General features: G+C 63.2%; 27 protein-coding genes and 1 pseudogene. 11 read left to right on the top strand and 17 right to left on the bottom strand.

Annotated features, from left to right (window positions below):
* Positions 1–206: 206 nt before the first annotated feature.
* Positions 207–502 (top strand): annotated as a pseudogene (locus tag G6N73_RS20130) (transposase); the annotation flags it as partial.
* 66 nt (positions 503–568) lie between these two features.
* On the opposite strand, the gene G6N73_RS20125 reads toward G6N73_RS20130, so the two are convergent.
* The 3 genes from G6N73_RS20125 to G6N73_RS20115 all read right to left on the bottom strand — a co-directional run bounded on the left by G6N73_RS20125 (position 569) and on the right by G6N73_RS20115 (position 3,928).
* Positions 569–2,446, bottom strand: coding sequence for a L,D-transpeptidase family protein (locus G6N73_RS20125; protein WP_165030810.1), 1,878 nt, complete (start codon positions 2,444–2,446; stop codon positions 569–571).
* A gap of 224 nt (positions 2,447–2,670) precedes the next feature.
* Positions 2,671–2,922, bottom strand: coding sequence for a hypothetical protein (locus G6N73_RS20120; RefSeq protein ID WP_165030808.1), 252 nt, complete (start codon positions 2,920–2,922; stop codon positions 2,671–2,673).
* Positions 2,923–3,022: 100 nt separating this feature from the next.
* Complete coding sequence (locus tag G6N73_RS20115) at positions 3,023–3,928, bottom strand: alpha/beta hydrolase (RefSeq protein ID WP_165030806.1); 906 nt, start codon at positions 3,926–3,928, stop codon at positions 3,023–3,025.
* A 48-nt stretch (positions 3,929–3,976) separates the two neighbouring features.
* Here G6N73_RS20115 and G6N73_RS20110 point away from each other — a divergent pair, with 48 nt between their 5' ends.
* On the top strand, positions 3,977–4,429 hold the full coding sequence (locus tag G6N73_RS20110; protein WP_165030804.1) for a MarR family winged helix-turn-helix transcriptional regulator: 453 nt from the start codon (positions 3,977–3,979) through the stop codon (positions 4,427–4,429).
* A 17-nt stretch (positions 4,430–4,446) separates the two neighbouring features.
* On the opposite strand, the gene G6N73_RS20105 is transcribed toward G6N73_RS20110, so the two are convergent.
* Both G6N73_RS20105 and G6N73_RS20100 read right to left on the bottom strand, forming a co-directional pair.
* A complete protein-coding gene (locus G6N73_RS20105; RefSeq protein ID WP_165030802.1) occupies positions 4,447–5,058 on the bottom strand; it encodes a pyridoxamine 5'-phosphate oxidase family protein in 612 nt (203 codons plus the stop codon).
* A gap of 55 nt (positions 5,059–5,113) precedes the next feature.
* Positions 5,114–5,464, bottom strand: coding sequence for a gamma-butyrobetaine hydroxylase family protein (locus G6N73_RS20100; RefSeq protein WP_165030821.1), 351 nt, complete (start codon positions 5,462–5,464; stop codon positions 5,114–5,116).
* Between the two features lie 213 nt (positions 5,465–5,677).
* On the opposite strand from G6N73_RS20100, the gene moaA reads away from it, so the two are divergent.
* The 9 genes from moaA to G6N73_RS20055 all read left to right on the top strand — a co-directional run bounded on the left by moaA (position 5,678) and on the right by G6N73_RS20055 (position 13,808).
* Complete coding sequence (gene moaA / locus G6N73_RS20095; RefSeq protein ID WP_165030800.1) at positions 5,678–6,673, top strand: GTP 3',8-cyclase MoaA; 996 nt, start codon at positions 5,678–5,680, stop codon at positions 6,671–6,673.
* 134 nt (positions 6,674–6,807) lie between these two features.
* Entirely contained in the window at positions 6,808–7,728 is a 921-nt protein-coding gene (locus G6N73_RS20090) for a DMT family transporter (RefSeq protein WP_165030798.1), read from the top strand.
* Positions 7,729–7,730: 2 nt separating this feature from the next.
* Entirely contained in the window at positions 7,731–8,936 is a 1,206-nt protein-coding gene (locus G6N73_RS20085) for a multidrug effflux MFS transporter (RefSeq protein WP_165030796.1), read from the top strand.
* A gap of 2 nt (positions 8,937–8,938) precedes the next feature.
* Entirely contained in the window at positions 8,939–9,565 is a 627-nt protein-coding gene (gene mobA / locus G6N73_RS20080) for a molybdenum cofactor guanylyltransferase MobA (RefSeq protein ID WP_165030794.1), read from the top strand.
* A complete protein-coding gene (gene mobB / locus G6N73_RS20075; RefSeq protein ID WP_165030792.1) occupies positions 9,562–10,074 on the top strand; it encodes a molybdopterin-guanine dinucleotide biosynthesis protein B in 513 nt (170 codons plus the stop codon). Before mobA ends, mobB begins: the two co-directional genes overlap by 4 nt.
* Before the next feature lie 498 nt (positions 10,075–10,572).
* Positions 10,573–11,268 (top strand): transporter substrate-binding domain-containing protein, encoded by a 696-nt coding sequence (locus G6N73_RS20070; RefSeq protein WP_165030819.1) that lies wholly within the window; start codon positions 10,573–10,575, stop codon positions 11,266–11,268.
* 74 nt (positions 11,269–11,342) lie between these two features.
* The gene (locus G6N73_RS20065; RefSeq protein WP_165030790.1) at positions 11,343–12,056 is read left to right on the top strand and encodes an ABC transporter permease; all 714 of its coding nucleotides are present in this window, start codon (positions 11,343–11,345) and stop codon (positions 12,054–12,056) included.
* 2 nt (positions 12,057–12,058) lie between these two features.
* Entirely contained in the window at positions 12,059–12,880 is an 822-nt protein-coding gene (locus tag G6N73_RS20060; protein WP_165030788.1) for an ABC transporter permease, read from the top strand.
* 58 nt (positions 12,881–12,938) lie between these two features.
* Positions 12,939–13,808 carry an NAD(P)-dependent oxidoreductase gene (locus tag G6N73_RS20055; RefSeq protein WP_165030786.1) on the top strand — a complete coding sequence of 290 codons (870 nt, stop codon included), beginning with the start codon at positions 12,939–12,941 and terminating at the stop codon, positions 13,806–13,808.
* A gap of 18 nt (positions 13,809–13,826) precedes the next feature.
* Here G6N73_RS20055 and lpxB read toward each other — a convergent pair whose 3' ends face one another.
* From lpxB to tsf, 12 genes are all read right to left on the bottom strand, one after another.
* On the bottom strand, positions 13,827–14,996 hold the full coding sequence (gene lpxB, locus G6N73_RS20050) for a lipid-A-disaccharide synthase (RefSeq protein WP_165030784.1): 1,170 nt from the start codon (positions 14,994–14,996) through the stop codon (positions 13,827–13,829).
* Positions 14,993–15,883: an LpxI family protein gene (locus tag G6N73_RS20045; RefSeq protein ID WP_246252281.1), complete on the bottom strand. Its 891-nt coding sequence runs from the start codon at positions 15,881–15,883 to the stop codon at positions 14,993–14,995. Before G6N73_RS20045 ends, lpxB begins: the two co-directional genes overlap by 4 nt.
* Positions 15,870–16,703: an acyl-ACP--UDP-N-acetylglucosamine O-acyltransferase gene (gene lpxA, locus G6N73_RS20040; protein WP_165030780.1), complete on the bottom strand. Its 834-nt coding sequence runs from the start codon at positions 16,701–16,703 to the stop codon at positions 15,870–15,872. The genes G6N73_RS20045 and lpxA overlap by 14 nt, the downstream gene beginning before the upstream one ends.
* 14 nt (positions 16,704–16,717) lie before the next feature.
* A complete protein-coding gene (fabZ, locus tag G6N73_RS20035) occupies positions 16,718–17,185 on the bottom strand; it encodes a 3-hydroxyacyl-ACP dehydratase FabZ (protein ID WP_165030778.1) in 468 nt (155 codons plus the stop codon).
* The gene (lpxD, locus tag G6N73_RS20030; RefSeq protein ID WP_165030776.1) at positions 17,178–18,236 is read right to left on the bottom strand and encodes a UDP-3-O-(3-hydroxymyristoyl)glucosamine N-acyltransferase; all 1,059 of its coding nucleotides are present in this window, start codon (positions 18,234–18,236) and stop codon (positions 17,178–17,180) included. The genes fabZ and lpxD overlap by 8 nt, the downstream gene beginning before the upstream one ends.
* Positions 18,237–18,287: 51 nt before the next feature.
* A complete protein-coding gene (gene bamA, locus G6N73_RS20025) occupies positions 18,288–20,678 on the bottom strand; it encodes an outer membrane protein assembly factor BamA (RefSeq protein WP_165030774.1) in 2,391 nt (796 codons plus the stop codon).
* 218 nt (positions 20,679–20,896) lie between these two features.
* Positions 20,897–22,036: an RIP metalloprotease RseP gene (gene rseP / locus G6N73_RS20020; protein WP_165030772.1), complete on the bottom strand. Its 1,140-nt coding sequence runs from the start codon at positions 22,034–22,036 to the stop codon at positions 20,897–20,899.
* A gap of 112 nt (positions 22,037–22,148) precedes the next feature.
* Positions 22,149–22,979: a CDP-archaeol synthase gene (locus tag G6N73_RS20015; protein WP_165030770.1), complete on the bottom strand. Its 831-nt coding sequence runs from the start codon at positions 22,977–22,979 to the stop codon at positions 22,149–22,151.
* On the bottom strand, positions 22,976–23,695 hold the full coding sequence (locus G6N73_RS20010; protein WP_246252288.1) for an isoprenyl transferase: 720 nt from the start codon (positions 23,693–23,695) through the stop codon (positions 22,976–22,978). The genes G6N73_RS20015 and G6N73_RS20010 overlap by 4 nt, the downstream gene beginning before the upstream one ends.
* Positions 23,696–23,727: 32 nt before the next feature.
* A complete protein-coding gene (gene frr / locus G6N73_RS20005; RefSeq protein WP_165030766.1) occupies positions 23,728–24,288 on the bottom strand; it encodes a ribosome recycling factor in 561 nt (186 codons plus the stop codon).
* A gap of 42 nt (positions 24,289–24,330) precedes the next feature.
* Positions 24,331–25,053, bottom strand: a complete 723-nt coding sequence (pyrH, locus tag G6N73_RS20000; protein WP_165030764.1) for a UMP kinase — start codon at positions 25,051–25,053, stop codon at positions 24,331–24,333.
* A 103-nt stretch (positions 25,054–25,156) separates the two neighbouring features.
* Positions 25,157–26,080 (bottom strand): translation elongation factor Ts, encoded by a 924-nt coding sequence (tsf, locus tag G6N73_RS19995; protein ID WP_165030762.1) that lies wholly within the window; start codon positions 26,078–26,080, stop codon positions 25,157–25,159.
* Between the last annotated feature and the right edge of the window lie 107 nt (positions 26,081–26,187).

Genomic DNA, 26,187 nt, shown 5'->3' with positions numbered 1-26,187 from the left:
AAAAATATCGTTAGGTTTCGCCATTTAAATCTCCTGCTTGCTCTTGTTCTGGGCAGGATAAAACGTTACACAAAGACTTGGAGAAAGATTTCTATAATCCTTCTCCAAGTCTTTTAGTCTGAACATCTAGAATCCCAAGCCCTGTTATTTGTACTGCATAAATTGAATGGAATGCAAGCAGTAGGGAGGGGGCATCAGGACCACCGATGACCGACGACATGATGAACCCTGCGCACGCTCGTGGAGAAGACCCCTGATGCCGATCTCTTGCGGGAGGTGATCGGCTTCGCCGCCGAGCGGCTGATGGAACTGGAGGTGGGCGTGGCCACCGGCGCCGGCTATGGCGAGAAGAACCCGCTTCGTCTCGCCCAGCGCAACGGCTACCGGGAACGCGACCTGGGAGGCGCGGGCCGGGACGGTCGAGCTGCGCATCCCCAAGCTCAGGAAGGGCAGCTACTTTCCGGGTTTCCTGGAGCCGCGCCGCGCGGACAGGCGCGCGCTCGCGCCGCTTTAACTTTGATCTGTACCAGACTGTTTTGGCTGGGAAAGCCGCCCACCCCCGGAGGTGTCAGATGCTCGATGCCCGCAGTTCGTCGGTCTTTTCCAGCGCAGTTTTCAGGCGGGCGTCGCGATCGTAGACGTCGCCGAAATATTCGATCTTGCCGTTGATGTCCGGCCAGGCGGTGAAATAGGCGACATAGACCGGGATCTTGCGGGTCACCTTCTCCGAGGAATGTCCCTGCTTCAGCTTGGCCTCGATATGCTGGACGGTCGTGCCGAGCACGGCGGCGGCCATGCCGCGCGGGTCATTCAGGCGCACGCAGCCATGGCTGAAGGCGCGTGAATCGCGATCGAACAGCGCCTTCTGCGGCGTGTCGTGCATGTAGATGGCGTGCTTGTTGGGGAACAATATCTTCAGCTCGCCGAGCGCGTTCGCCTCGCTCGGCGTCTGGCGGATGCTGTAGGGTACCTTCGCGCCGTACCGCCCCCAACTGATCGCGGAGGACGGAATGCGCCTGCCTCTCGAATCGGTGACCTCGTAGCCGGAGCGGTCGAGATAGCCAGGATCGCGGCGCAGCCTGGGCAGCATTTCGTTGACGATGATCGACTGCGGCACGCCCCAATAGGGATTGTAGTCGACCTGCTCGATCTCGTCGTAGAAGAAGCTGGTCTGGTTCGAGGGCTTTCCGATTACCACCCGCATGTTCAGCTTTTCCTGACCGCCCTCGATGTAGCTCGCCGTATAGGCCGGCTGGTTGATGAACACACGTGGGCTACCAAGATCAGAGGGAAGCCAGCGCAGCTGTTCCAGCGCGAAGGTCACTTTCTCCAGGCGGTCGGCCTTGGAGGCGCCGGCAAGCGTGGCGACGGTGCGCGGGCCGATGACGCCGTCAGGCTTCAGGCCGTTCTTCTCCTGTACGGCCTTGATTACCGGCACGAGCTCTTCGGAATAGAGTTCGCTTTTTCCGAGCCGCCACAGCGTTTCGCCATATTCGCCGCCGAATTCGTCGTCGACATTGCGGGCGATGAGCTGCAGCAGCTTGGGCAGTTCCGGGCTGGTCTGGCCTGGCTTCAGAAGGAGCTTGGCGTCGACCACAATCTCGTTTTCCGAACTTGCCCGCAGCGCCTCCAATTCGACCCGCAGCGCCTGGTACTCGGGGCTTTGGGGATGGCGCGATTCGAGGAAGGCTCGTACTTTCGTCGTATACGCGAGCGCCTTCAGGACGCCGGCAAGATCGATCGGCTTGGCGGGAAAGTCATGATAGCCGGATAGCCGGTTCGGATCGATGCGGCCGCCCTGGGCGTCACGGACATAGCGCAGCACGCGCGCCGACATGGCCATTTCGAAACGCACCATAGCGCGCTGGCGCGCGGCGGTATCGTCGAGCGAATGGGCCGCGCCAGGGATGGTGACCGCATAGTCGGCCGGCGATAGCCCGTGGCTGTCGGCTTCGCTCAGGACCCGCACCGCCTCTCTGGCGCGGTTATTGGCGCTCGAGCCGGTCACCCAGATGAACTCCGGACTGGCGGAATAATGGTCTGCCAGAGCCTTGGCTATGTCCTTCTCGGCGTAAAGATCAAAGTCGGCGAGGCCGGTAGTCGCCTCCCGAAACGCGGATCTCGTCAGCGACGGTTCGAAGGAAACCGTCTGGCCGGCCGCCGTCAGCGTGGTGAAATCGACCCGCACCAGGGGATCGGCCTTGTAGGTATAGTAGGACGGTCCGGTGATTTTCGGCGCTGGGACAGCTTTTCTGTACTGCCGCTGCACCCGAGGCGGATGCACTCGGGGCGAACGCGGCAACTCGGCGCGGCGGCTCTTATTTATTCCGCCGCCGAACAGGATATCGAACAGGCCCTGCGCCTGGCTTTGAGGCGCTCCGAGCGCCAGCGTCGCCGCAAGCACCGCCGCAGGAAGCGAACCGATCGTCTTTGCCACGAAACCCATCAGAATACCTGTTCCGATCGGGCATCGCCGACCGGCTCCTTTGTCCGCCGCGAAAATGGCCGGCTCGCCGAATGGCGGGTCAGCTCGCGACTATACCGATTCATACCGATTTCGTTAAGAGTCTATAAATTTTCGACCACCTCCTGTTGTCTCTCAGTGCGGAGAACTTCGCGCATGAGGCGTATCCTCGATCTTCTCACAGCATTCCGACCAGCGCCGTCCTTCTAGTCGTTGCGTCCCGACCGCGGCCCGCGGCGCTCTTCGATTTCCCGCTGCCAGCCGCCCTGCTGACGCCGCGACATATCCTCGGACCGGCTCTGGCCGCGGCCGGGTTGGCTTTGCTGACGGCCCCTTTCGGCGCGGCTTTCATCGTTTTCGCGCGGGGCGCCGCTCTGCTGGCGCGCACGCTCACGCTCAGCCTGCTCCTGCCGGAGACTGCGGTTCCGGTCCCTGTCCTCGCGATGCCGCTTGTTCATCTTCGCGCTCCTTTGTGCCGTATGTACGACCAAAACTCCTAACCGCCGGATTTTGTTCACGAGAATCGACGATCGGCGGCCGCCAAGCAGCGGCAGGAGCCTAATGAACCAGGGCAGGTTCACGCCGTTCGGTCACGAAGCCGACCGAGAGTTCCACCACCGAAGGATCCGACAGGATGCGGCGATGCCCGAGCCCGTCCGCCCAATGGAGCCGGACATGCTCGCCGGCGGATGCGAGCGCCCTGGCGTCGTCGGCAGGCACTTCGCGGTCGTCGACCGCATGGATGACCAGCGCCGGGATCGGCACGTTGGCAAGCTGCCGCGAGCCGGTGAATTCGGAGAGCACTCGGCCGGAAAGCCGGTGGACCTGACCGGCCATGGCCGAATAGGTCCGGCGGCCGAGATTGACGAAGCGGCCAAATCCCTCGAACAGGTCCGACATGGAATTGGGCGCGGCGATCAGCACAAGGCGCTCAGTCGCCAGCGGCGCGATGCTCGGGACGGAGCCGACGGCCGCATTGACGGCGACCGCGCCGCCGAAGGAGTGGCCGACGACCGCCGCAAACGGCCCGAACCACTCGCCGGCCGTCTGGGCGGCATCGACTGCGGTCACCATGTTCAGCCGCCGGCCGGATGAGTGGCCGTGGCCCGGAAGATCGAGCGACATGACGCGAAACCCTGCGCCGCGAAAACCCTCGATCAATGAACGCATATACTCAGTACGCGAGCGCCAGCCATGGATGACCAGCACAGCGCCGATCGGCTTCCGGGCCGGCCGGAACTCGTGCACCATGACGCAACCGGAGCGGGTTCTCAGACGGTGATGGCGCGCCTCCTGCATGAACGGTCCGGCCTGCATGATCGCGCGGCGCTCACCTTGGGTCAGCGAACGCCGGCCCGGAGTTCGGCAAAACATATTGAACGCAGCGCGTCCGGCCAGCGATGGGGCGACATGTTCCGCAGCCCCGAATAAACCGCGGATGACCTTCAATCCAAATGATGCCATAGTTGCGATCCATCCATTTAGTTCAATCATGAACATACTAGTTCAACTATGAACAATAAACAAGACCTACCCTGGGACAATCCGCGCTTCCGCAACTGGATTGCCCTGGTGCGCGCCGAAAAGGCGGTGGTGAACGCGCTGACCAAGGCGCTGCAGCCGCTCGACCTGAAACTGGCGCAGCTCGACATGCTGATGAACCTCTACCGCCATCCCGGCATGTCGCAGCACGACCTCGCCCGCAAGCTCCTGGTCGGCCGCTCCAACATCACAATGCTCCTGCCCCAGCTCGAACACCGCGGCGTGGTGCGCCGCGAAAGCGACGCCAAGGACAAGCGCATCATGCGCCTGTCGCTGACCACGGAGGGCGAGGCGCTGCTGATGCAAGCGCTGAAAATCTACTCGGCGCTGATCGAGCGGGTGATGGCCCAGTCAAGCCATAGGGAATGCGACATGATGGGCGATCAGATGCGGCGGATCGAGGACATGCTGAAGGAAGGCTGATCAACCTACCAATCAGCTTACCACATCGTCTTTTTCGCCCGCTCCGGCCATTCACGATCATAGGCTGCGCCGTCGATTTTGTTCCTGCTCGTTGCCGCCAGTATATCGCCCGGCGTAGGTAGCGATTTCGGGTCGATATGCCTTTCCGGATTCCATAGTTCCGAGCGGTGGATGGCGCGGGCGCACTGAAAATAGACGGCTTCCACCCAGATCACGATGACCGACCGCGCTGGTTTGCCCTCGATGGCAAAGGAAGCGCAAAGGGCGGCGTCGGTGGTGATATGCGCGCGGCCGTTGACCCGCAGGGTGGTGCCGGAACCGGGAACGAGGAACAGCAGCCCTACCCTGCCGTCGCGAACGATGTTCTTCAGCGAATCAGCCCGGTTGTTGCCCCGCCGGTCGGGCATCATCAGCGTTCTCGGGTCGTGGATGCGCACGAACCCCGGCACGTCGCCGCGCGGCGAACAGTCGAGCCCCTCCGGTCCGCTGGTCGCAAGCGCCGCGAAAGGCGAGGCTTCGATGAAGGCCGCATATTCCGGAATGATCTGGTCGAGTTCCTTGACCAGCGAGGTCTCGCCAGGCAGGCCATACAGCGCCTCGAGTTCTTCGACCGTGGCTATGACCGGCATTTCAGCATCTCCAAGCCCCTGCGCCTACCCTGCCGGCATGACGCTTTTGCGAAAGTCAGTCCCGGCTCAGGCCCTTTTGCGCGAGCTCGTCGAGGTAGGCTTGCCAGCGCTCGTCCCTTTCGTGGCCGAGGGTGTGAAGGTAGGTCCAGGTGAAGATGCCGGTGTCATGCATATCATCAAAGGTGATGCGCACCGCGTAATTGCCGACCGGCTCGATCTTCAGGATCGCGACGTTGCGCTTGCCCGGCACGGTCACGCGCTGCTCGGGCGAATGGCCCTGCACTTCGGCCGAAGGCGAAACGACGCGCAGGAACTCGGCCGACAGATCGAACGGACGATGATCCGGGAAGGTGACCGTCAGCATCTTGCGGTCCTTGGAGACCCGGAGTTCCTTCGGCGCCGTCATCATCTTCGCTCTCGCCTCACATGCGTTTTCCCCCTCCCTACGCCGATTTGCCTCGCGCGCAAAGCGGCCATGGCTCCGGCCGGCGGCGCGACATTGCGGCGTCGTATTCGAGATTGTTATCAGAGCCCGAGAAGGAATAGCTTGATCGCGGCGCCGGATCGTACGACATAGGTGAATATAACGACCGCCGCGATTGCACGGGAAGCGCCTGGCATGAACATGATCGACCCCTTCGGCCGAACGATCAGCTATCTGCGCGTGTCGGTGACCGACCGCTGCGACTTCCGCTGCACCTATTGCATGGCCGAGGACATGGCCTTCCTGCCCAAGAAGGATCTCCTGTCGCTCGAGGAACTCGACCGGCTGACGACGGTGTTCGTCGAGAAGGGCGTGAAAAAGCTCCGGCTGACCGGCGGCGAGCCGCTGGTGCGCAAGAACATCATGCATCTGGTGCGCCAGATCTCGCGCCATCTCGAAAGCGGCGCACTCGAAGAGCTGACGCTGACCACAAACGGCTCGCAGCTTTCGCGCTTCGCCGCCGAGCTCGCCGATTGCGGCGTCAGGCGCATCAACGTCTCGCTCGACACGCTCGACGCGCAGAAATTCCACACTATCACCCGCTGGGGCCATCTCGACCGCGTCATGGCCGGCATCGACACGGCGCAGGCCGCCGGGCTGAAGATCAAGATCAACGCGGTGGCGCTGAAAGGCTTCAACGATGCCGAACTGCCCGAGCTGATGCGCTGGGCGCATGGCCGCGGCATGGATCTGACGGTGATCGAAACCATGCCGATGGGCGAGATCGACGAGGACCGCACCGACCAGTATTTGCCGCTGTCGCTGGTGCGCGCCGGTCTCGAGCGCCAGTTCACGCTGACCGACATTCCCTATAAGACCGGTGGCCCTGCCCGCTATGTCGAGGTTGCCGAGACTGGCGGCCGGCTGGGTTTCATAACCCCGATGACGCATAATTTCTGCGAGAGCTGCAACCGTGTGCGGCTGACCTGCACCGGCACGCTCTATATGTGCCTCGGCCAGGACGACGCCGCCGATCTGCGCGCGCCGCTGCGTGCCTCGGAAGGCAATGAGCTCCTGTCCAACGCGATCGACGAGGCGATCGGCCGCAAACCGAAGGGTCATGATTTCATCATCGACCGCAATACCCGCCGGCCTGCCGTTTCCCGCCATATGAGCGTTACCGGCGGCTGAGCAAAACGCGCTCAGGTTGGAGTCCGTCCGGCAACTTTACGTTGCCGCGCAGCGTGGCCCACCGCTTTGCGTTTGCTGTTTGGTTCTCGGATGTTAAATGCGAAGGCAGACAGCCCCGAGAATCGGAAATAACCTTGCCTCTTTCTCCCAATCTTCGCGGCGCCGTGTTCATGTCGGTGTCGATGGCCGGCTTTACGATGAACGATACGCTCGTCAAACTCGCTTCCGTCGAGATGAACATGGGGCAGGTCATGCTGGTGCGAGGGCTGTTCGCGAGCGCGCTGATCGGGCTTTTGGCCTGGCACCAGGGCGCGCTGAAGAAGCCGCGCTTCGCGCTTCATCCCATGGTCGCGGTGCGCGCGATGGGCGAACTCGGCGCCACCTTCTTCTTCCTGATCGCGCTCGCACATCTGCCGATCGCCAATGTCTCGGCCGTGCTCCAGGCGCTGCCGCTGGCCGTCACCATGGGCGCGGCGATGGTTTTCGGCGAAGGCGTCGGCTGGCGCCGCTGGCTGGCGATCACGACGGGCTTCGCAGGCGTCATGATCATCGTCCGGCCGGGTCTCGAAGGCTTCAACATCTATGCGCTGTCGGTGCTGCTCTGCGTCGCCTTCTGCGCCGTGCGCGATCTTGCGACCAGGCGCATTCCCGAGACCGTGCCGACGCTGCTGATCTCGACCGTCACCGCATGCGTGGTGACCATATGCGGCGCTTTCCTGGTCGCGCCGCTCGGCGGCTGGGCGTCGATGCGCCCCGGCGCTGTCGGGCTGCTTGCTTCGGCCGCCGTATTGCTCCTCTTCGGCTATCACTTCATCATCATGGCCATGCGCGGCGGCGACATCTCCTTTATCGCGCCGTTCCGCTACACCGCGCTGCTGTGGGCGATCCTGCTCGGTTTCCTGGTGTTCGGTGACATTCCCGACGCGGCTATGATCGCGGGCGCGACCATCATCGTCGGCTCGGGCCTCTACACGCTCTACCGCGAACGGATGGTGGGAAAACAACTGCCCGCCGCGCAAAGCACCAGCCCGGCAATGGCGCCGGACGGCATGTAGCGATGACGACCGCGCCTTACGTGACGAGAACGCCGCCCGGCATCGCCACGCTGGTCATGGCGGCGTCGGTTGGCCCGCTGGCGATGAATGTCTTCCTGCCGTCGCTGCCCGGCATGGCGCGCTACTTCTCCGCCGACTATGCCGTCGTCCAGCTAGCCGTCTCGCTCTACCTCGCCGCAACCGCCCTGCTCCAGTTGCTGATCGGACCCGCTTCGGACCGTTTCGGGCGCAGGCCGGTGCTGCTCGCCTGCTTCGGAATTTTCCTTGTCGCCACCTTGGCCGCGATCTATGCGCCGACAATAGAAGCGCTGCTCGTCTGCCGGGTCTTCCAGGGCTTTTCGGCCGCAGGCATGGTTTTGGCGCGCGCCGTGGTGCGCGACACGGTCGAGACCGCGGAAGCGGCCAGCAAAATCGGCTACATCACCATGGGCATGAGCGTCGTGCCGATGGTTGGCCCGGTCATTGGCGGTCTGCTCGACGAACTCTATGGCTGGCAATCCGGCTTCGTGCTGACGCTCGTCTTCGGCCTGGTTGCGTACGCCATCGTCCATATCGACCTTGGCGAGACCAATCACGACCGGACGTCGAGCCTTTCCGAGCAATTCCGGTCTTATCCGGAACTGCTCCGCTCGCGCCGGTTCTGGGGCTATACGCTGACGGCGACCTTCGCCTCCGGCGCGTTTTTCGCCTTCCTCGGCGGCGGCCCCTATGTGGCGACGGAGATGCTGAAGCTGTCGCCCTCGCAATACGGCATGTATTTCGGCATCATTTCGGTCGGATACATGTTGGGAAATTTCCTGTCCGGCCGCTACTCGCGATCGATCGGGCTGAACCGCATGATGCTGACCGGCAATGTCATTGCCTGTTCCGGGCTGGCCTTGGCGATGTTTTTGCTTTTGGCCGGCTATTTCCATGCGCTGGCGCTGTTCGGCCCGGTATTCTTTGTCGGCGCGGGCAACGGAATGACCCTGCCTAACGCGAATGCCGGTATTGTCAGCGTCAAGCCGCACCTGGCCGGCTCGGCATCGGGGCTCGGCGGCGCTCTGACCATCGGCGGCGGCGCAGCGCTTTCGGTGCTCGCCGGGGCGTTGCTGACGCCCGACAGCGGCCCGATGCCGCTGTTGCTGGTCATGTTCATCCCCCTGGCCGCCGCGGGCCTCACGACGCTCTATGTTATTTATGTCGCTCGCATAGCAGGCGAGATTTGAGCATGGGTGGGATGTTTGGACTGATCCTTTCAGGCGGAAAATCATCGCGCATGGGCGGCGGCGACAAAACGCTACGCGCGCTCGGCGACGGTACGGTCCTGTCGCATGTCGCCGGTCGGCTGAGCCCGCAGGTGGACAGGATGGCGATCAGCGCCAATGGCGATCCGGAGCGTTTCGCAGCCTTCGGCCTACCTGTGGTGGCAGACAGCATCGAGGACTATGCCGGACCGCTGGCCGGCATTCTGGCCGGTATGGACTGGGCTACCGAGGCAACCGGAACGCATATCGTGTCGGTCGCCGGCGACACGCCATTCTTTCCGAACGATCTCGTGGCACGACTGTCGGCGGCCGTCCAGGGCAATCCCGGCCGGATCGCTGTCGCAGCCAGCGGCGGCAGGCGGCATCCGGTCTTCGCACTCTGGCCGTTGCGCTTGGCCGGCGACCTGCGGCAATTTCTCGAGGAAGGCAGGAGCTTCAAGGTACAGGCTTTCATCGAGGATCACGAATTTGCGGAGGTGGAGTTTCCGATGATGTCGTCGCCAAGCGGGTCCACCGATCCGTTCTTCAACATAAACACGCCGGACGATCTGGTGCGGGCGGAAACACTTTTGCAGGAGATCGAGCCGTGACGAGCCGCGTGTTCGGCATAACCGGCTGGAAGAATTCCGGCAAAACCACGCTGACGGAAAAACTGGTCGGCGAGTTGACCCGGCGCGGCTGGATAGTCTCGACTGTCAAGCACGCGCACCACGATTTCGACATCGACAAGGAAGGCGCCGACAGCTTTCGCCACCGCCAGGCCGGCGCGACGGAGGTGGCGGTCGTCTCGGGCAGGCGCTGGGCGCTGATGCATGAGCTGCGCGGAGAGGCCGAACCGTCACTCGACGCGATCCTTGCCCGGCTAGCGCCTTGCGATCTCGTTCTCGTCGAAGGCTACAAGCGCGAGCCGCACAGGAAGATCGAGACGCGAAGGCTCGGGGCCAAGGACACTGCGCCGCTCTCGGCCTCCGATCCCAACATCGTCGCAATCGCGGCAGACCATCCGGTCTCTGGCGAGGCCATCCCCGTTTTCGGCATCGACGATCTCGACGCCATCGCCGACTTCGTCGAGGCGGTGACGGGATTGTCTCGAAGCTGACCCTCTCCGATTTTACGCAAAAACTCCCCGCAAATGCCCGTCAGGGTTGGGAATTGTTTGCGGTAAAGCCCCGTTTGCGATTGCTTTTCTTCTGAAAACAGTGGGAATATCCCGCCATCGGCGCGACAGAGGTCGCGCCAGCGATGCTCCGGCGTCGGGCCGGAATGCAAGACCAAGAGGGATTAAATGCGTACCATGAAACGCTTGACGCTCGCGGCCTCGGCAGCAGCAATTGCGCTGATGCTGGCCGCCTGCTCGCAGGAGGAAACCAAGACGGCCGAGACCGCGCCGGCTGCTCCTGCCGAAACGGCGGCGCCTGCCGAACCTGCACCCGCGCCCGCCGAAACCGCCACGGCTCCTGCCCCGGCCACTCCTGCGGAGACCGCAGCAGCTCCGGCTGAACCGGCTCCGGCCGCCGAACCTGCCCCTGCCGAAACCGCCGCTGCACCGGCAACTCCCGAGCCGGCCGCAGCCGCCGCCTCGGGCGAAACGCTTAAGATCGGTACCGAAGGCGCCTATCCGCCCTTCAACAATTTGACCGCCGACGGCAAGCTGGAAGGCTTCGACATCGACATCGCCAACGCGCTCTGCGAGGAGATGAAGGTGAAGTGCGAATTCGTCACCCAGGATTGGGATGGCATCATCCCGGCGCTGCAGGCGGGCAAGTTCGACGCCATCATCGCTTCCATGTCGATCACCGACGAGCGCAAGCAGAAGGTCGATTTCACCAACAAATACTACAACACGCCGCCGGCGATCGCTGCGCCGAAGGACACCGACATCAAGGGCGTGACCAAGGAAGATCTGGCCGGCAAGACGCTCGGCGCTGCTACCGCGACCACGCACTACAATTATGCGGAAAAGACCTACACCGACACGACGCTCAAGGGATATCCAACCAGCCAGGAATTCCTGCTCGACATCGCTAACGGCCGCGTCGACGCTGTCACCGACGACATCAGCGTGCTCGAGGAATGGCTGAAGACGCCGGACGGGGCCTGCTGCAAGATCGTCGGGACGATTACCCCCGTGCCCGAGATCCACGGCCCGGGCGCCGGTATCGCCGTGCGCAAGGGCGAAACCGACCTCGCCAACAAGTTCAACGCGGCCATCGACGCCATCCGCGCCAACGGCAAGTACAAGGAAATCAACGACAAATATTTCAGCTACGACGTCTACGGCGGCGAGTCCTGAGATAGGCTAGCGCGGGCGGCGGCGTTGGCGGCCGCCCGCACGACTGCACTGACCAAGGGGAGCGGAATGACCTGATGCCGAGCTACTGGACTCTGCTCAGCTGGGGACCGGAGGGCTGGCTCGACAATATCGCATCCGGTGTATTCATCACCGTTTCGCTTGCCGTCGCAACGCTCCCGCTCGGTCTCGTCATCGGCTTCTTCGTCGCACTCGCCAAACAGGCGTCGGAGCCGTCGCTGAGGCTCGCGGGCAATATCTACACCACCATCTTCCGCGGCCTTCCCGAACTCCTCACCCTTTTTCTCGTCTATTACGGCGTTCCCATCGGCCTGCAGATTATCGTGCGGCTGGTGCAGCCTGATGCTACGATAGAAGTTAACAGCTTCGTTTCGGGCATGGTGGCACTCGGCGTAGTTCTATCGTCCTATACCAGCGAGGTCTTCCTGTCGGCCTTCCGCGCGATTCCGCGCGGCCAGTATGAGGGTGGCTATTCGATCGGCCTGACCAGCGGCCAGACCATGCGCCTGGTGGTGCTGCCGCAATTGGTCCGCATCGCGCTACCCGGCCTCGCCAATCTCTGGCTGATCCTGCTCAAGGACACCGCGCTGGTCTCGGCGATCGGGCTCTCCGACATATTGCGGCAGACCGGCATCGCCGCGCGCGTGACCCGCGAAGCTTTGCTGTTCTTCAGCCTTGCCATGCTCATCTACCTCGTCCTTGCGATCATCTCGTCCTTCGGCATAGGGGCAGTCGAGCGCGCGGTCAGCAAGAGCGGGGACGGCCGATAGTCATGGCCGCCGAAAGCATCACCATGGCTGCGCCTCCGCCACCGGCGCGCGGCTGGCCTCGAGAACGCATCGTTGGATACGCGCTGGTCGGCCTGTGGATTGCCACCGGCATGGCGCTGGCGGCCTACCTGATCGGCGCCTGGAACACCGAACTGGTCGAGAGATGGGGGCCGGCCTACTTCTCGGGCCTTGGCGTGACCCTGGCGCTTGTCGTCATCTCGATCGTGCTCGGCGCCATTTTGTCGGCGCCGGTCGCCTATGCGCGGATGTCGAAGAACAGGATTCTCTCCTCGCTGGCCTACGCCTATGTCTATTTCTTCCGCGGCACGCCCCTGCTCGCCCAGACCTATCTCATCTATTACGGGCTCGGCTCGCAACGCCTCATGCTGGAATCGGTGGGTCTGTGGTGGCTGTTCCGCGAGGCCTGGTATTGCGCCATCCTCGCCTTCTCGCTCAATACCGCGGCCTATCAGGCTGAAATCCTTCGCGGTGCGATCGAAAGCGTTCCAAAGGGCCAATGGGAAGGCGCGGCTTCGCTCGGCCTCCACAAGCTGCAGACGCTGCGCAAGGTGGTCCTGCCGCAGGCGCTCATCGTGGCGCTACGTCCCTACGGCAACGAGATCGTCCTGATGATCAAGGGCTCGGCTGTGGTCGCGCTCGTCACCGTCCCCGACCTGATGGGTCAGACGCGCTTGGCGTTCTCGCGGAGCTTCGACTACCAGGCCTATCTCTGGGCCGCGATATTCTACCTCGTCCTCGTCGAGACTTTGCGTCACGGCGTCGAATGGATAGAACGTCGCATCACGCGGCATCTCGTGCGCTGACCGCATAGCTGCCGCGACGCATCAAAAAACCGGAATATCGCACTGAAAGGATTGCACCATGGCATCTGTCGCGTTTCTCGGACTTGGCGTGATGGGCTACCCGATGGCGGGTCACCTGAGGAAAAAGGGCGGGCATGACGTGACCGTCTACAACCGCACCGCCGCGAAAGCCGAGAAGTGGGTGGTGGAATTCGGCGGCGCGGCGGCGAGCACGCCGCGCGAAGCTGCGGCAGGCAAGGATTTCGTTTTCTGCTGCGTCGGCAACGACGACGATTTGCGGCAGGTGACCATCGGCCCCGACGGCGCGTTCCAGGCGATGAAAAACGGCTCTGTCTTCATCGACAATACCACCGCTTCGGCCGAAGTCGCGCGCGAACTGGCCGAAAAGGCGGCGGCGGGCGGCTTCGGCTTCCTCGACGCGCCCGTTTCGGGCGGCCAGGCCGGTGCGGAAAACGGCGCGCTGACGGTCATGGTAGGCGGCGAGCAGGCGGCGTTCGACAGGGCGAAGCCGGTGATCGACGCGTATGCAAAAATGGTCGGGCTGATGGGACTGGCGGGCTCCGGCCAGCTCACCAAGATGATCAACCAGATCTGCATCGCCGGCCTCGTCCAGGGCCTGGCCGAAGGCATCCATTTCGGCAAGAAGGCCGGCCTCGACATCGAGAAAGTCATCGATGTGATCTCAAAGGGAGCCGCCGGCTCCTGGCAGATGGAAAACCGCCATAAAACCATGAATGCCGGCAAATACGATTTCGGCTTCGCCGTCGACTGGATGCGCAAGGATCTCGGCATCTGCCTCGCCGAAGCGGACCGCAACGGCGCGAAACTGCCGGTCACGGCGCTGGTCGACCAGTTCTACAAGGACGTGCAGGCAATGGGCGGCAGGCGCTGGGATACGTCCTCGCTGCTGGCGCGGCTGGAAAAGTAGCCGCGATCTACTGCCCGCTTAATGTTTGGAGATGTGGCGGAGCACAACTTCTGCCGCGATTTCGCCTGACGGCCGGTCGGTGCGCATGCGCAAGGCGACTTCGGCGAAGCCGTCTTTCTGCCAGGCCCTGAGCGCGGTGTCGGCCCACAGCGCTTCGATGTGCCGAGCGAGGTTCTCGGGCCGGACATACTGGTTGTAGAATTCGGGAACGATGGGCCGGTCGGCGATGAGATTGGGCAGGAGCGCGGACCAGACGGTGACGAGCCCCTGGATGAGCCGAGCGACCGGGTCGAGCCGGTAGCTCGATACGGAGGGGACACCGGCCAGCGCCAGTTCCAGCGAGACCGTCCCCGAAGCAATCAGCGCCGCGTCGGCCTCGCCGAACGCCTGCCATTTACGAGCCTGATCGAGGATGATCTCGGGCTTCACGGCCCAACCGGAGACCGCGGCTTCGATAGCGCCGGCGACATGCGGCACGGTCGGCAGAAGCAGGCGCATGCGGTGGCCGCGCGAACGCAACACCGAAACAGTTTCGCCGAAGACGCCGATGAGGCTCTTGACTTCCCCCTTGCGAGAGCCGGGTAGCAGAAGCAGCGTCTTCTCACGATCACCAGACAGGTCCCGCGGCGCGTCCTGCATCGAACGTGCCAGCTTCACGCCCTCATCCGGGGTCAGGCGATGCCCGACATAGGTTCCGGGCGGGCCGCCGAGGCGCTGCAATTCGGCCGCCTCGAAAGGCAGAAGGCAAAGAATATGATCCACATGCGGCCGCATTGCCGGCGCCCTGCCCGGTCGCCAAGCCCAGACGCTCGGGCAGACATAGTGGACGATCGGGATGGAGGGATCCCGTGCTCGCACCTTTTTGGCGACGCGCAGCGTGAAATCGGGGCTGTCGATGGTAATCAGGCAGTCGGGTTTTTCGGCGACGACGGCCCGCGCGGTTTCGCCGACGCGGCGGATCAGCCGCGGCAGATCGCGCAGGATAGCGCTGACGCCCATCAGCGCGATTTCGCTCGCATCGAATAGCGGCGCAAGGCCGAGTTCCTGAAGATGCCGGCCGCCGGTCCCGACAAGCCAGATCTCGCGGCCGGTGAGGCGTTGCAGAGCACGCACGATGTCGGCGCCCAGGAGGTCGCCGGATTCCTCGCCGGCGATGATGGCGATCTTGAGCGGGCGGGTTTCGCTCATGGTTCGCCGCCCGCCGGCAGACCGACCACGAACAGGCCGAGCGCATCGGCGCGTTTGACCGTCTCGCCGAAGTCCAGCACCAGCGAATGGCCGGCCTCGACCCCTATGCCGACAAGGCCTGCAGCGTGGGCGGCATCGACGGTGGCCGGGCCGATCCCAGGAAGGTCGGCGCGCAATTCCTGGCCGGGCTTGGCGCATTTGACAAGAACGCCGCGCTTCCTGCCGCCGACGCGGCCGTGATGGCGCAGGTCCTTCACCCGCTCGAGCAGCCCGTCCGTTCCTTCCACGCCCTCCAGCGCTACCACCCGGCCGCCGATCGCCACCGCCGCCTGGCCGATATCGAGCGCACCGATGGCGCGGGCGGCAGCGAGTGCAGCGTCAAGGTCGGCCAGATCACCCTTCCGCGGCCTAGCGCGGGTCATCGGCCCTTCGGATGCGAGCAGGTCCGCAACGATTTCGTGGGCGCCGACCACCTTGAAGCCTTCGGCTTCGATCTCGCCGATGATGACCCGAAGCAACCCGTCGTCGCCGCGCGCCAGCGCCATCAGGATCTTGGGCAGAATACGAAACAAGGCAAGAGTGGGCCGGATTTGCCGCCAGTGCGGGCGACGGCTTACCCCGCCGGCGAGTACGACGTGGGTGATTTTGCGGCGCTTCAGGAGCGGCAGTAGAGAGCCGATCTCTTCCAGAGCCAGCCTATCATGCTCGAAGGACGCCAGTTTCGGATCGTCATCCGCCTCGCCGGCCAACATCACGATGAAAGGCGAATGGCCGGCCTCGGCGAGGCTCTCGGCGACGTTGACGGGCAGCCTGCCACTGCCGGCGACCACGGCGACCCTGTCGCCGGCGGCAAGCTTGATGCGTCGTTCCGCGTCAGCTCTCGTCATCGTCGGCGTCATCGGCGCCGGCTTTCAGCGGCGGCACCGCGTAGTGGCGCTTGCCGCGCGCGCTGATGAAGTCGACGATCTTCATCGCAGCGGCGAATTCGGCGAATTCGGCGCGGGCGATCTCGACATTTTCGGCAACCGGACGCGCAGGGTCGAAAATAGTTCGATAGGCGCGCCGCAGCGCCAGGATTTCGGCGCGCGACATACCGGAGCGCTTCAGCCCGACAACATTCAACCCACGCAGCTTGGCGCGGTTGCCCATCGCGATGGCGTAGGGGATCAGATCGCCGACCAGCATCGAGCCGCCGGCCAGGAAAGCGTTGTGCCCTATGCGGACGAACTGGTGGACCGCGCTCAAGCCGCCTATCGCGACGTTGTCGCCGATCTCGCAGTGGCCGCCCAGGGTCGCCCCGTTGGTCAGCGTGACGTTGTTGCCGACGATGCAGTCATGCGCGACATGCGAATAGGCGAGGAAATTGCCGTTGTTTCCGACAATGGTCGCGCCGCGGGCATTGTCGGTGCCGGTGTGCATGGTGACGAATTCGCGAATGGTGCAATTTTCGCCGATGGTCAGCGTCGTGCGCCCGCCCTTGTGACCGGTATTCTGCGGCGGGCCGCCTAGAACTGCCTGCGGATAGACGACGCAGTTTTCGCCGATCGTGGTCGCTCCGATGACCGTGACATGGCTGACGAGGCGCGTGCCAGCGCCGATCGCGGCATCCGCGCCGATATGGCAAAGCGGCCCGATGGATGCGCCGGCGCCGATCTTTGCGCCCGGCTCGACCACGGCCGAGGGATGGATAAATGTGTCAGTCTGCATCAAGTCTTTCCGGGTCAGGCAGTCGGCGGCGACATCATCGCCGATATCTCGGCTTCCGCGGCCTTCGCTCCGTCGACCATGGCCTCGCAGGCGAAGCGCCAGATATTGCCGCGTTTCTTCAGCTTTTTCACGTGGATTTCAAGGCGGTCGCCCGGCACGACCGGGCGGCGGAATTTTGCGTTGTCTATGGTCATGAAATAGACCAGCGACGGCTTGTCGGTATTCTGGCTGCGGATGCAGATGGCGCCGGCCGTTTGCGCCATCGCTTCGACGATCAGCACGCCGGGCATGACCGGCTGCTCCGGGAAATGGCCCTGGAAATGCGGCTCGTTGATGGTGACGTTCTTGATGCCGATCGCGGAATTGTCTTCGTCGATCTCAATGATCTTGTCGACCAGCAGGAACGGATAACGATGCGGCAAGAGCTTCATCAGTCCGAGAATATCGACGGTGTCGAGCGTCGCCGGCATCGTATCAGCCATTATCATCACCTTTTTTCGGCCTGACCTGCGCCAGTTTGCGGATCATCGCAAATTCGCGCATGGCTTCCTTCATCGGCTTCGCCGGATAGCCGGCCCAGACTTCGCCGGCCGGCACGTCGTGCATGAACCCGCTTCGCGCGGCAAGCTGCGCCCTGTCGCCGATCACCACATGGTCGGCCAGTCCCACGCCGCCGCCCATTAGGACATTGTCGCCGATAGTGACCGAGCCGGAAATGCCGGTCAGGCCGGCAATGATGCAACCGCGGCCGATGCGGACGTTGTGGGCGATCTGGACTAGGTTGTCGATCTTGGTGTTCTCGCCGATGACGGTATCGGCCATGGCGCCGCGGTCGATGGTCGAGTTTGCTCCGACCTCGACATTGTCCTGGATGACCACGCGGCCGATCTGCGGAATGCGCTCCGGCCCGCCACGGCCGGCGACAAAGCCGAAGCCGTCCTGGCCGATCTTTGCGCCGGCGTGGATGATGACGTTGTTGCCGATCAGCGCGTACTGGATGGTGGCGTTGGGCCCGATATAGGCGTCGCGGCCGATCTGCGAATTTCGGCCTATCACGACGTTCGGCGCAATTATTGTGCCGGCTCCGATCGCGACCCCTGCCCCGATCACCGCGCCGGCTTCCACGACGACGCCGGCTTCGAGATGCGCCGTCGGGTCGATATGGGCCGCGGGCGAGATGCCAGTCTCGCCGGTTATTGCGCCGGGTTTCGCCGCATCGGGGTAAAGGAGGCGGCCGACCATGGCGAAAGCGCGCTGCGGCGTCGGCGTGACCAGCACGGCGATACCGGAAGGCGCGCGACCGGCTATGTCGGGCGTCACCAGAACCGCCGCAGCGTCCAATTTATCCAACAGCGCGGCATTGCGCTTGCCTTCGACGAAGACAAGCGCGCCCTCACCTCCGGTGGCGGCAGACGCGATGGTCGAAATGACGGTATCGGAGTGGGCGCCGTCGGCAAGTTCGGCGCCGGTAAGGCTTGCGATCTCGCCCGCCGAATAGCGTCGTGACGGCACGAAGAAGACCGGGTCTGACATGCAAGCCTTTTCTTCCGGGCCATTCAGGCCCGGAAGCATGGTTCCAACCAATCAGAAGCGGGTCGAAATACCGAAATTGAAGTTCTGTTCCTCGTCGTTCTCTTCCTTGACGACCGGAACCGCGTAGTCGATGCGCAACGGACCGAAGGGCGAGGCCCAGATCAGACCGGCGCCCACCGACGCGCGCCACTCCATGCCGGTGCCGGTGATATTGATCGTACTGCCGTCCGAAGCTGTTCGATCGATGTCGTTGCCGTAGAGCGTCGCCGCGTCCGCGAAGACCGCGCCACGCAAGCCGAAGCTCTCAGGCACAACCGGAACCGGGAACTGCGCCTCGACCGAGGCATTGAAGTAAGTGGTGCCGCCGAGATGGTCACCAGAGTCAGCATCATATGGTCCAATGCCGTCATACTCGAAGCCGCGGATCATGCGGTCGTTGCTCTTGAAGTGATCGAAAATCCGCAGATCGCTTTCGGAGCCGAATCCGGTGATATGGCCGCCGCCGGCACTGACCAGGCCGACAATGTCCATCTCTTCCGAAATCGTGTGATAATAGCTGCCACGCCCCGTCAGCTTTACGTACTCCGCATCCCCGCCAAGTCCGGCGACTTCAGTCGTGAAGTTCGCGTAGATGCCCGCATGGGGGTTCTTCACGTCGTCGATGGTGTTGTAGACGAGCCCGCCCGAAACGGACGATTTGTTCCAGGGGCTGTTCTCGACTCCGTCGATAATGGCTTCCGAGACGTCGCAGTCCGGGTCCGGCGTGCCGGGAACGTCTGGATCGTCACAGCCTTCGCGGAACTCGTATTCTTCCTGCGTGAAATTGTACGCAAGCTGCGTGCTGATGTTCTCGGTGATCGGAAGGCCGAAACGCACGGTGGCGCCGGTCAGCTCGCTCTCGTAATCGTCGTAGCGGCGGGTCTGGCGGAAGACATCAAAGCCTGCCGCGATGCGCCGGCCGAGGAAGTAGGGCTCGGTGAAGGACAGCATGAAATCGCGCGAATCCTTGCCACCGCCGGCCGAAAGCCGGATGAACTGGCCGCGGCCGAGGAAGTTGCGCTCGGTGATCGCGCCTTCGATCGAGGGGCCAGGGGTCGAACCGCCGGTGGTATAGCCGGCGCCGATCGAGAATTCACCGGTCGACTTCTCGACAACATCGACGACGAGCACCACCTGGTCCGGCTCCGAGCCGGGGGCGGTCGCGATCTCGACGCGCTCAAAGTAATTAAGGGCTTCGAGCCGCCTCTTCGCGCGCTGGATCAGCACCTGGTTGAACGCGTCGCCTTCGCTGACATCAAACTCGCGGCGGATGACATAGTCGCGCGTGCGGGTGTTGCCGCGGATCTCGATGCGCTCGACATAGGTTCTCGGACCCTGGTCGACCGTATAGACAACCGAAATGGTGCGGTTTTCGAAATTGCGGTCGCCGCGTGGAGTGACCTGCGCGAAAGCATAGCCGAGACCGGCGACATGCTCGGTAAGGGCGATAATGGAGTCTTCGACATCCTTGGCGCTGTAGACCGAACCGGGGCTGGTCTCGACCAGCGAACGCAGTGATTCGCCATCGACGCCCGTGATCGAGCTCTCGACGCTCACATCACCGAAGGTGTAGCGCTCGCCTTCGTCCACCGTGATCGAGACCGTGTATTCGTTGGTTGTCTCGTTGAGCTCACCGAAGGCCGAGACGACCTGGAAATCGGCATAACCGCGGTTGTAGTAGAAGCGGCGCAGCGCTTCCTCGTCGGCGCGCAGGCGCTCCTCGTCATAGATGTCGTCGCGCAGCAGGAACGACAGAATGGTTGAGCGCTTGGTGGCGATGACGTCGGAGAGCCGGCGATCGCTGAAGGCGTTGTTGCCAGTGAAATTGATCGAGGCGATCTTGGTGCGGTCGCCTTCGTTGATCTCGAAGACGACGTTGACACGGTTGTCGCCGAGGTCAATCGTTTTCGGGGTGACGGTGGCGTCGTTGCGGCCAATGCGTTGGTAGGCCGCGCGAATCGCTTCCGCATCGGTGTCCAGCGCGGCGGGCGAAAACGTGCCGCGCGGCTTGAGCTGGACGGTGCCTGCGAGCTGCGCGTCCTTGATCTTCTTGTTGCCCTGGAAAAGGACCTGATTGACGACTTGATATTCCGAAACCTGCACCACCAGCGTCGAGCCGACCTGGTTGATGCGAACGTCGGAAAACAGGCCCGTGCCGAACAGGCGCTTTACGGCCTCGTCGATGTCGGCGTTGGAAAACGACCGGCCGGGGCTGATGGAGAGATAATTGCGGATGGTTTCGGCGTCGACACGCTGATTGCCACGCACGTCAATGCTGCTGACGACCGCCGCCTCGGCCATCGAAACTGATGCAAGTTGTAAAACGGCTGCGCCAGGAACTGCCAGAGCAGCAGACACAGCCACCGCGGAAGCGGCGCTCAAAAACTTCGTAACTGCCTTCATCGGGCTTAAAAACCTTTTCTCGAAGTCCCCACGGCGAGAAAACCGGACGTGCGGTAAATTTCCCATACCGTATTAACCGGATTTTCCCTACACGCAAGGCTTCTGGTTAATTTGCGTTTACTTCGCCATTCCGCGTGGCTTTCGCGTCACGCATATTCCCCGCGATGGTAAACGCCGTCGTAACAACGGCCGTCGCCAGCCCAAATTTCTTCATGTTTTCAGCACCCAAACAGGTCGTTCCAGAAAACGAACGCCATGAAGGCGAGCACAAGAATCATCCCCGTTCGATACACCGCCTCCATCATACGCTCCGACAAGGGACGCCTGATGACGGCCTCTATGCCGTAGAAAACCAGGTGGCCGCCGTCCAGCGGGGGAATCGGTAGAAGGTTCAAAAATCCTATGCCGACGGAGAGCAGCGCGATCAGTTCGACCAGCCGCTCGAAGCCGAGCTTGGCGGCCTTGCCTGCCATGTCGGCGATCTTGATCGGGCCGCCGAGCTGGCATTTGTCCTCGCGCCCGATCGCGAAGCGCTTCAGGAACTGCCCTGTGCGCACGATGATGCGGCCTGTCTCGCTCACGGCTTCCGCCACCGCGCCCGGCACGCTGTATTCGATGACGCGGAACTGGCCGACTTCGTTGTTGTTGACCACTCCGATGACGCCGATGCGGAAGGTGTTGCCGGCGGCGTCCTTCTGCTCGGTGACTTTGGGAGTTGCCGTCAGCTCGATCTCCTTGCCGTCGCGCAGCAGCACGAAAACGAGCGGATCGCCGGCGCGACCGGAGACACGGTACTGGACGTCGGCGAAGGTCCGCACCGGACTGCCGTCGACGCTGACGAAACGGTCGCCGGGCATGAAGCCGGCGATTTCGGCGGGACTGCCGGCCTGAACTTCCGCGATCATCGGCTCCGACACCACGCGGCCGTAGGTCATAAAGAACGTCGCAAGCACGGCGATCGTCAGCAGGAAATTGAACAGCGGCCCGGCGACGACCGTCGCCGCCCGTTTCCAGACCGGCTGGGTGTGGAACGCCACCTGGCGTTCGGCCGGCGTCAGCTTCTCGGTTTCCTCGGCATCGGGCGTGCTGGTTACATTCATGTCGCCGACGAATTTGACATAGCCGCCGAGCGGGATGGCCGAGAGCTTCCAGCGCGTGCCGCGGCGATCGTTGAAGCCGAAGATTTCGGGTCCGAAGCCGATAGAGAAGGCCTTGACGCCAATGCCGCACCAGCGGCCGACGAGATAGTGGCCCATCTCATGCACGAACACGACGACGGTCAGCACGAACAGGAACGGCACGATGGTGCCGACAAGCAGGCTGTCTAAGCCGAACAGCGTTGAAAACAACTCGTTCAAATCGTGTCCTCGATCAAAACCGCCAATGCGACGCGATCGCGCCGCGGACTGTGACCTCAATCCCGGCGAATCCGTGGCGTCAATATACCTGAAAACCCGGGTGGTGTTCCGCTCAGAGCGGAAACAGGCCATGCGCCGGATGATCGGCGCCGCCCGCCATCCAGCTGATGACGTATAGGGCAAACGCCGCCGCGACAAGCCCGTCGACGCGATCCATGACGCCGCCATGGCCGGGAATGACGGTGCCCGAATCCTTCACACCACAGCGCCGCTTGACCCAGGATTCGAACAGATCGCCGATCTGCGAGACGACGGACAGAAGCAGGGCGGCAAAAGCAAGGACGGGCAGGTTGGAGACGCCGGCAAGAGCTGCGGCGATGAGCCCCGCGGCAAGCCCGCCGACAGCGCCGCCGATCGCGCCGCTCCATGTCTTGCCGGGCGAGATCGCCGGCGCAAGTTTTGGACCGCCAATTGTACGCCCGACGAAATAGGCAAGGATGTCGGTGGCCCAGACAGTCGCAAACAAGAACAGGATGGCGACCAGCCCGGAATGATCGCTGCCGCGAAGAAAAGCCAGTGAAACGGCCGAGAACCCGGCATAAGCGAGTCCGATCGTCGGCCACGATCCCTGCCCGCGAATGAGTCCCACCGCGATCGAAGCTACCAGGGCGCCAACCAAGACGAGCAGTACAGTCGCGGCCGGCAGGCCAGCCAGCAACGCCAAAAGAACGGCCGCCAGGAACAGCGCCGTCAGCATCTGGTAGGAGGCGTTGGCGACAGTGCGGGACATGGCGCACCATTCGTAGAAGATCGCGGCGCTAATCAACGCAGCGAGCAACCGGAACGGCAGTCCACCGAGCCAGGTCAGCCCCAGTACCGCAATCGCCAGCACGACCGCCGAAAGGGCGCGAAGCTGCAGGTTGCTTAATTGGGCGGCGCTCACAGCGCCACATCCCGGGCCGACAGGCCGCCGAAACGCCGTTCGCGCGCCGCGAACTCCCTGAGCGAATCGGCGAAATGCTCGCGGGTGAAATCGGGCCAGTAGCAGGGAAGGAAAACAAGCTCGCTGTAGGCCGCCTGCCAGAGCAGGAAGTTCGACAGCCGCATTTCGCCGCTGGTGCGGATGACGAGGTCCGGATCCGGGATGTCGCGCGTGTCGAGCGCCTCGGCAACGAGCTCCGCCGTGATGTCGCCGGGAACAATGCTTCCCGAAACCGCGGCGGCGGCCAGTTTTTGCGCGGCGCGCGCGATCTCGTCGCGGCCGCCATAGTTGAAGGCGATGACGAGGTTCAGCGCATCGTTACCGGCGGTCAGCGCCTCGGCCTCTTCGAGCAGCGCTTTGATATCGCCCTGCAGCCCGGCGCGCTCGCCGATGATTTTTACGCGCACGCCGTTCTGGTGCAGCTCGGCGAGATCGCGCCGGATGAACAGCTTCAGGAGCCCCATCAGGTCGCTGACTTCGGATTTCGGCCGCGACCAGTTTTCCGACGAGAAGGCGTAAACAGTGAGCCAGGAGACGCCGAATTCGCCGGCTGTCCGCACGGCCTGGCGCAGCGCCTCGACGCCCGCGCGATGCCCGGCGAGGCGTGGAAGGCCGCGGGCCTTCGCCCAGCGGCCGTTTCCATCCATGATGATCGCGACATGCGCGGGCGCTGTCATTTCTTCGCTTTCGGCCGCGGCAATGCCGCGCATCAGACGTGCATGATCTCGGCTTCTTTCGCCGCCAGCAGGCTGTCGATCGAGCTTATCGTCTCGTCCGTCAGCTTCTGGATGCGGTCGGCCTGCTTGCGATGATCATCTTCGCTGATATCGCCGTCCTTTTCAGCCTTTTTAAGGTGATCCATGCCGTCGCGGCGGACATGCCGGGCGGCGATGCGCGCGTTCTCGGCATAGGTGTGCGCGATCTTGACCAGTTCCTTGCGGCGCTGCTCATTGAGTTCCGGCAGCGGAATGCGCAGCGTGGTTCCATCCATGATCGGGTTGAAGCCGAGATTGGATTCACGAATGGCGCGGTCGACCGCGCCGACCATCGATTTGTCCCATACGGAAACCGAGATCATGCGCGGCTCCGGCACCGAAACGGTTGCGACCTGCGTGATCGGCATGGCTGAGCCATAGGCCTGGACCATGATCGGGTCGAGCAGGTTGCTGGACGCGCGGCCGGTGCGCAGCGAAGCCAGATCGTGCTTGAACGCGTTGATCGCTCCGTCCATGCGGCGATGAATGTCGTTGAAGTCTGCCCCGCTGGTCATTTTTCACTCTCCTTGGCCCCTACAATCGGACCAATTTCGTCTTCAGGTGTCGGCGACGATCGTGCAGTGACCGCCACCGGTTAGGATTTCACCGAAACCACCCTTCTCGTGGATCGAATAAACGATTATCGGGATGTTGTTTTCGCGCGCAAGCGCAATTGCGGCCGTGTCCATGATAGACAGGCCCTGATTGATGACATCGGCATGGCTGATACGGCTGTAACGCACCGCGGAACGATCCACTTTCGGGTCGGCGGAGTAGACGCCGTCGACCTGCGTGCCCTTGAACAGCGCGTCTGCGCCGATCTCGGCAGCGCGCAATGCGGCGGCAGAATCCGTGGTGAAGAAGGGATTGCCGGTGCCGCCGGCGAAAATCACGACCTTGCCCTGGTTCATATAGGCGGTCGCCTGGCGCTGCGAAAAGCTCTCGCAGAGTTCGGGCATGGCGATCGCCGACAATACGACCGCGTCGACGCCAAGCTTGACCAGCGAAGTGCGCAGCGCCAGCGAATTGATGACGGTGGCGAGCATGCCCATGTGGTCGCCGGTGACGCGGTCGCCGCCCTTGGAGGCGACAGCCACGCCGCGAAATATGTTGCCGCCGCCGATGACGACGCCCACTTCGACCCCGAGCGCCCGCGCCTCGGCAATGTCGGAGGCGATGCGGTCGACAACCGAAACGTCGATGCCGAAATGCTGATCGCCCATCAGCGCCTCGCCCGACGCCTTCAAAACCACGCGCCGGTACAGGGGTTTTTTCGTCATCGCTTCCTCGTCGGTATCGTGTTCATTCGCGCGATACACGAAGGGCACCGCGTTGTCACGCGATGCCCTTCTCATAAGACACTATGAAGGGTTTGATGCAGCGTTACTTTTTCGCCGCAGCCGCGACTTCCGCCGCGAAGTCGCTTTCTTCGCGCTCGATGCCTTCGCCGAGCGCAAAGCGGAGGAAGCCGGTGATCTTGGCCGGCGCGCCGATTTCCTTCTCGGCTTCCTTGAGCGCAGCCTCGACCGTGATGTCGGGGTTGAGCACGAAGGACTGCTTCAGGAGCACGACTTCCTCGTAGAACTTGCGCATGCGGCCCTCGACCATCTTTTCGATGATGTTGTCCGGCTTGCCCGATTCGCGTGCCTGCTCCGTGAAGATCGCCCGCTCGCGCGCAACGGCGGCCGGATCGATCTGCTCGGCGGTCAGCGCCAGCGGGTTGGTGGCCGCGACATGCATCGCAACCTGGCGGGCAAAGGCGCGGGCGGCGTCGGCATTGCCCGCGGTCTCGATCGCGACCAGCACGCCGAGCTTTCCGAGGTTTTCGGCGACCGCGTTATGGACATAGGTCGCGACGGCGCCTGCGCCGACCGACAGCTTCGCCGAGCGGCGGAACGACAGGTTCTCGCCGATAGTGCCGACGGCATCCTTGATGGCCTGCGTGACGGTCTTGTCGGTGCCCGGATAGTTCGCGTTGGCGACGGCTTCGGTCTCGCCGCCTACCGCCAGCGCCACCTGCGCTACATTGCGCACGATCTCCTGGAAGGACTCGGCGCGAGCGACGAAGTCGGTCTCGGAGTTGACCTCGACGACGACGGCCGAAGTCACATCGCCGGCGACGCCGACCAGGCCTTCAGCCGCGGTGCGGCCGGCCTTCTTGTCGGCCTTGGCGATTCCCTTGGCGCGCAGCCAGTCGACGGCCGCTTCCATGTCGCCATTGGTCTCGGCGAGCGCCGCCTTGCAATCCATCATGCCCGCGCCGGTCATGTCGCGGAGTTGTTTGACCTGTGCTGCCGTAATGCTCATTTTTGCCTCTTGGATCGAAATGTGCGAGCGCACCACCGAGTGCTCGATGATGCGCCTGCCGGCGACGCGGCAATCCGCGTCGCGAGAATTAGGGCCGATGCCCGGCC

It is taken from the genome of Allomesorhizobium camelthorni (assembly GCF_011045125.1).
Taxonomy (GTDB): Bacteria; Pseudomonadota; Alphaproteobacteria; order Rhizobiales; family Rhizobiaceae; genus Allomesorhizobium; species Allomesorhizobium camelthorni.
Note: the sequence above shows the minus strand (reverse complement) of the source record. Positions and strands in the feature narration are given on the sequence as shown.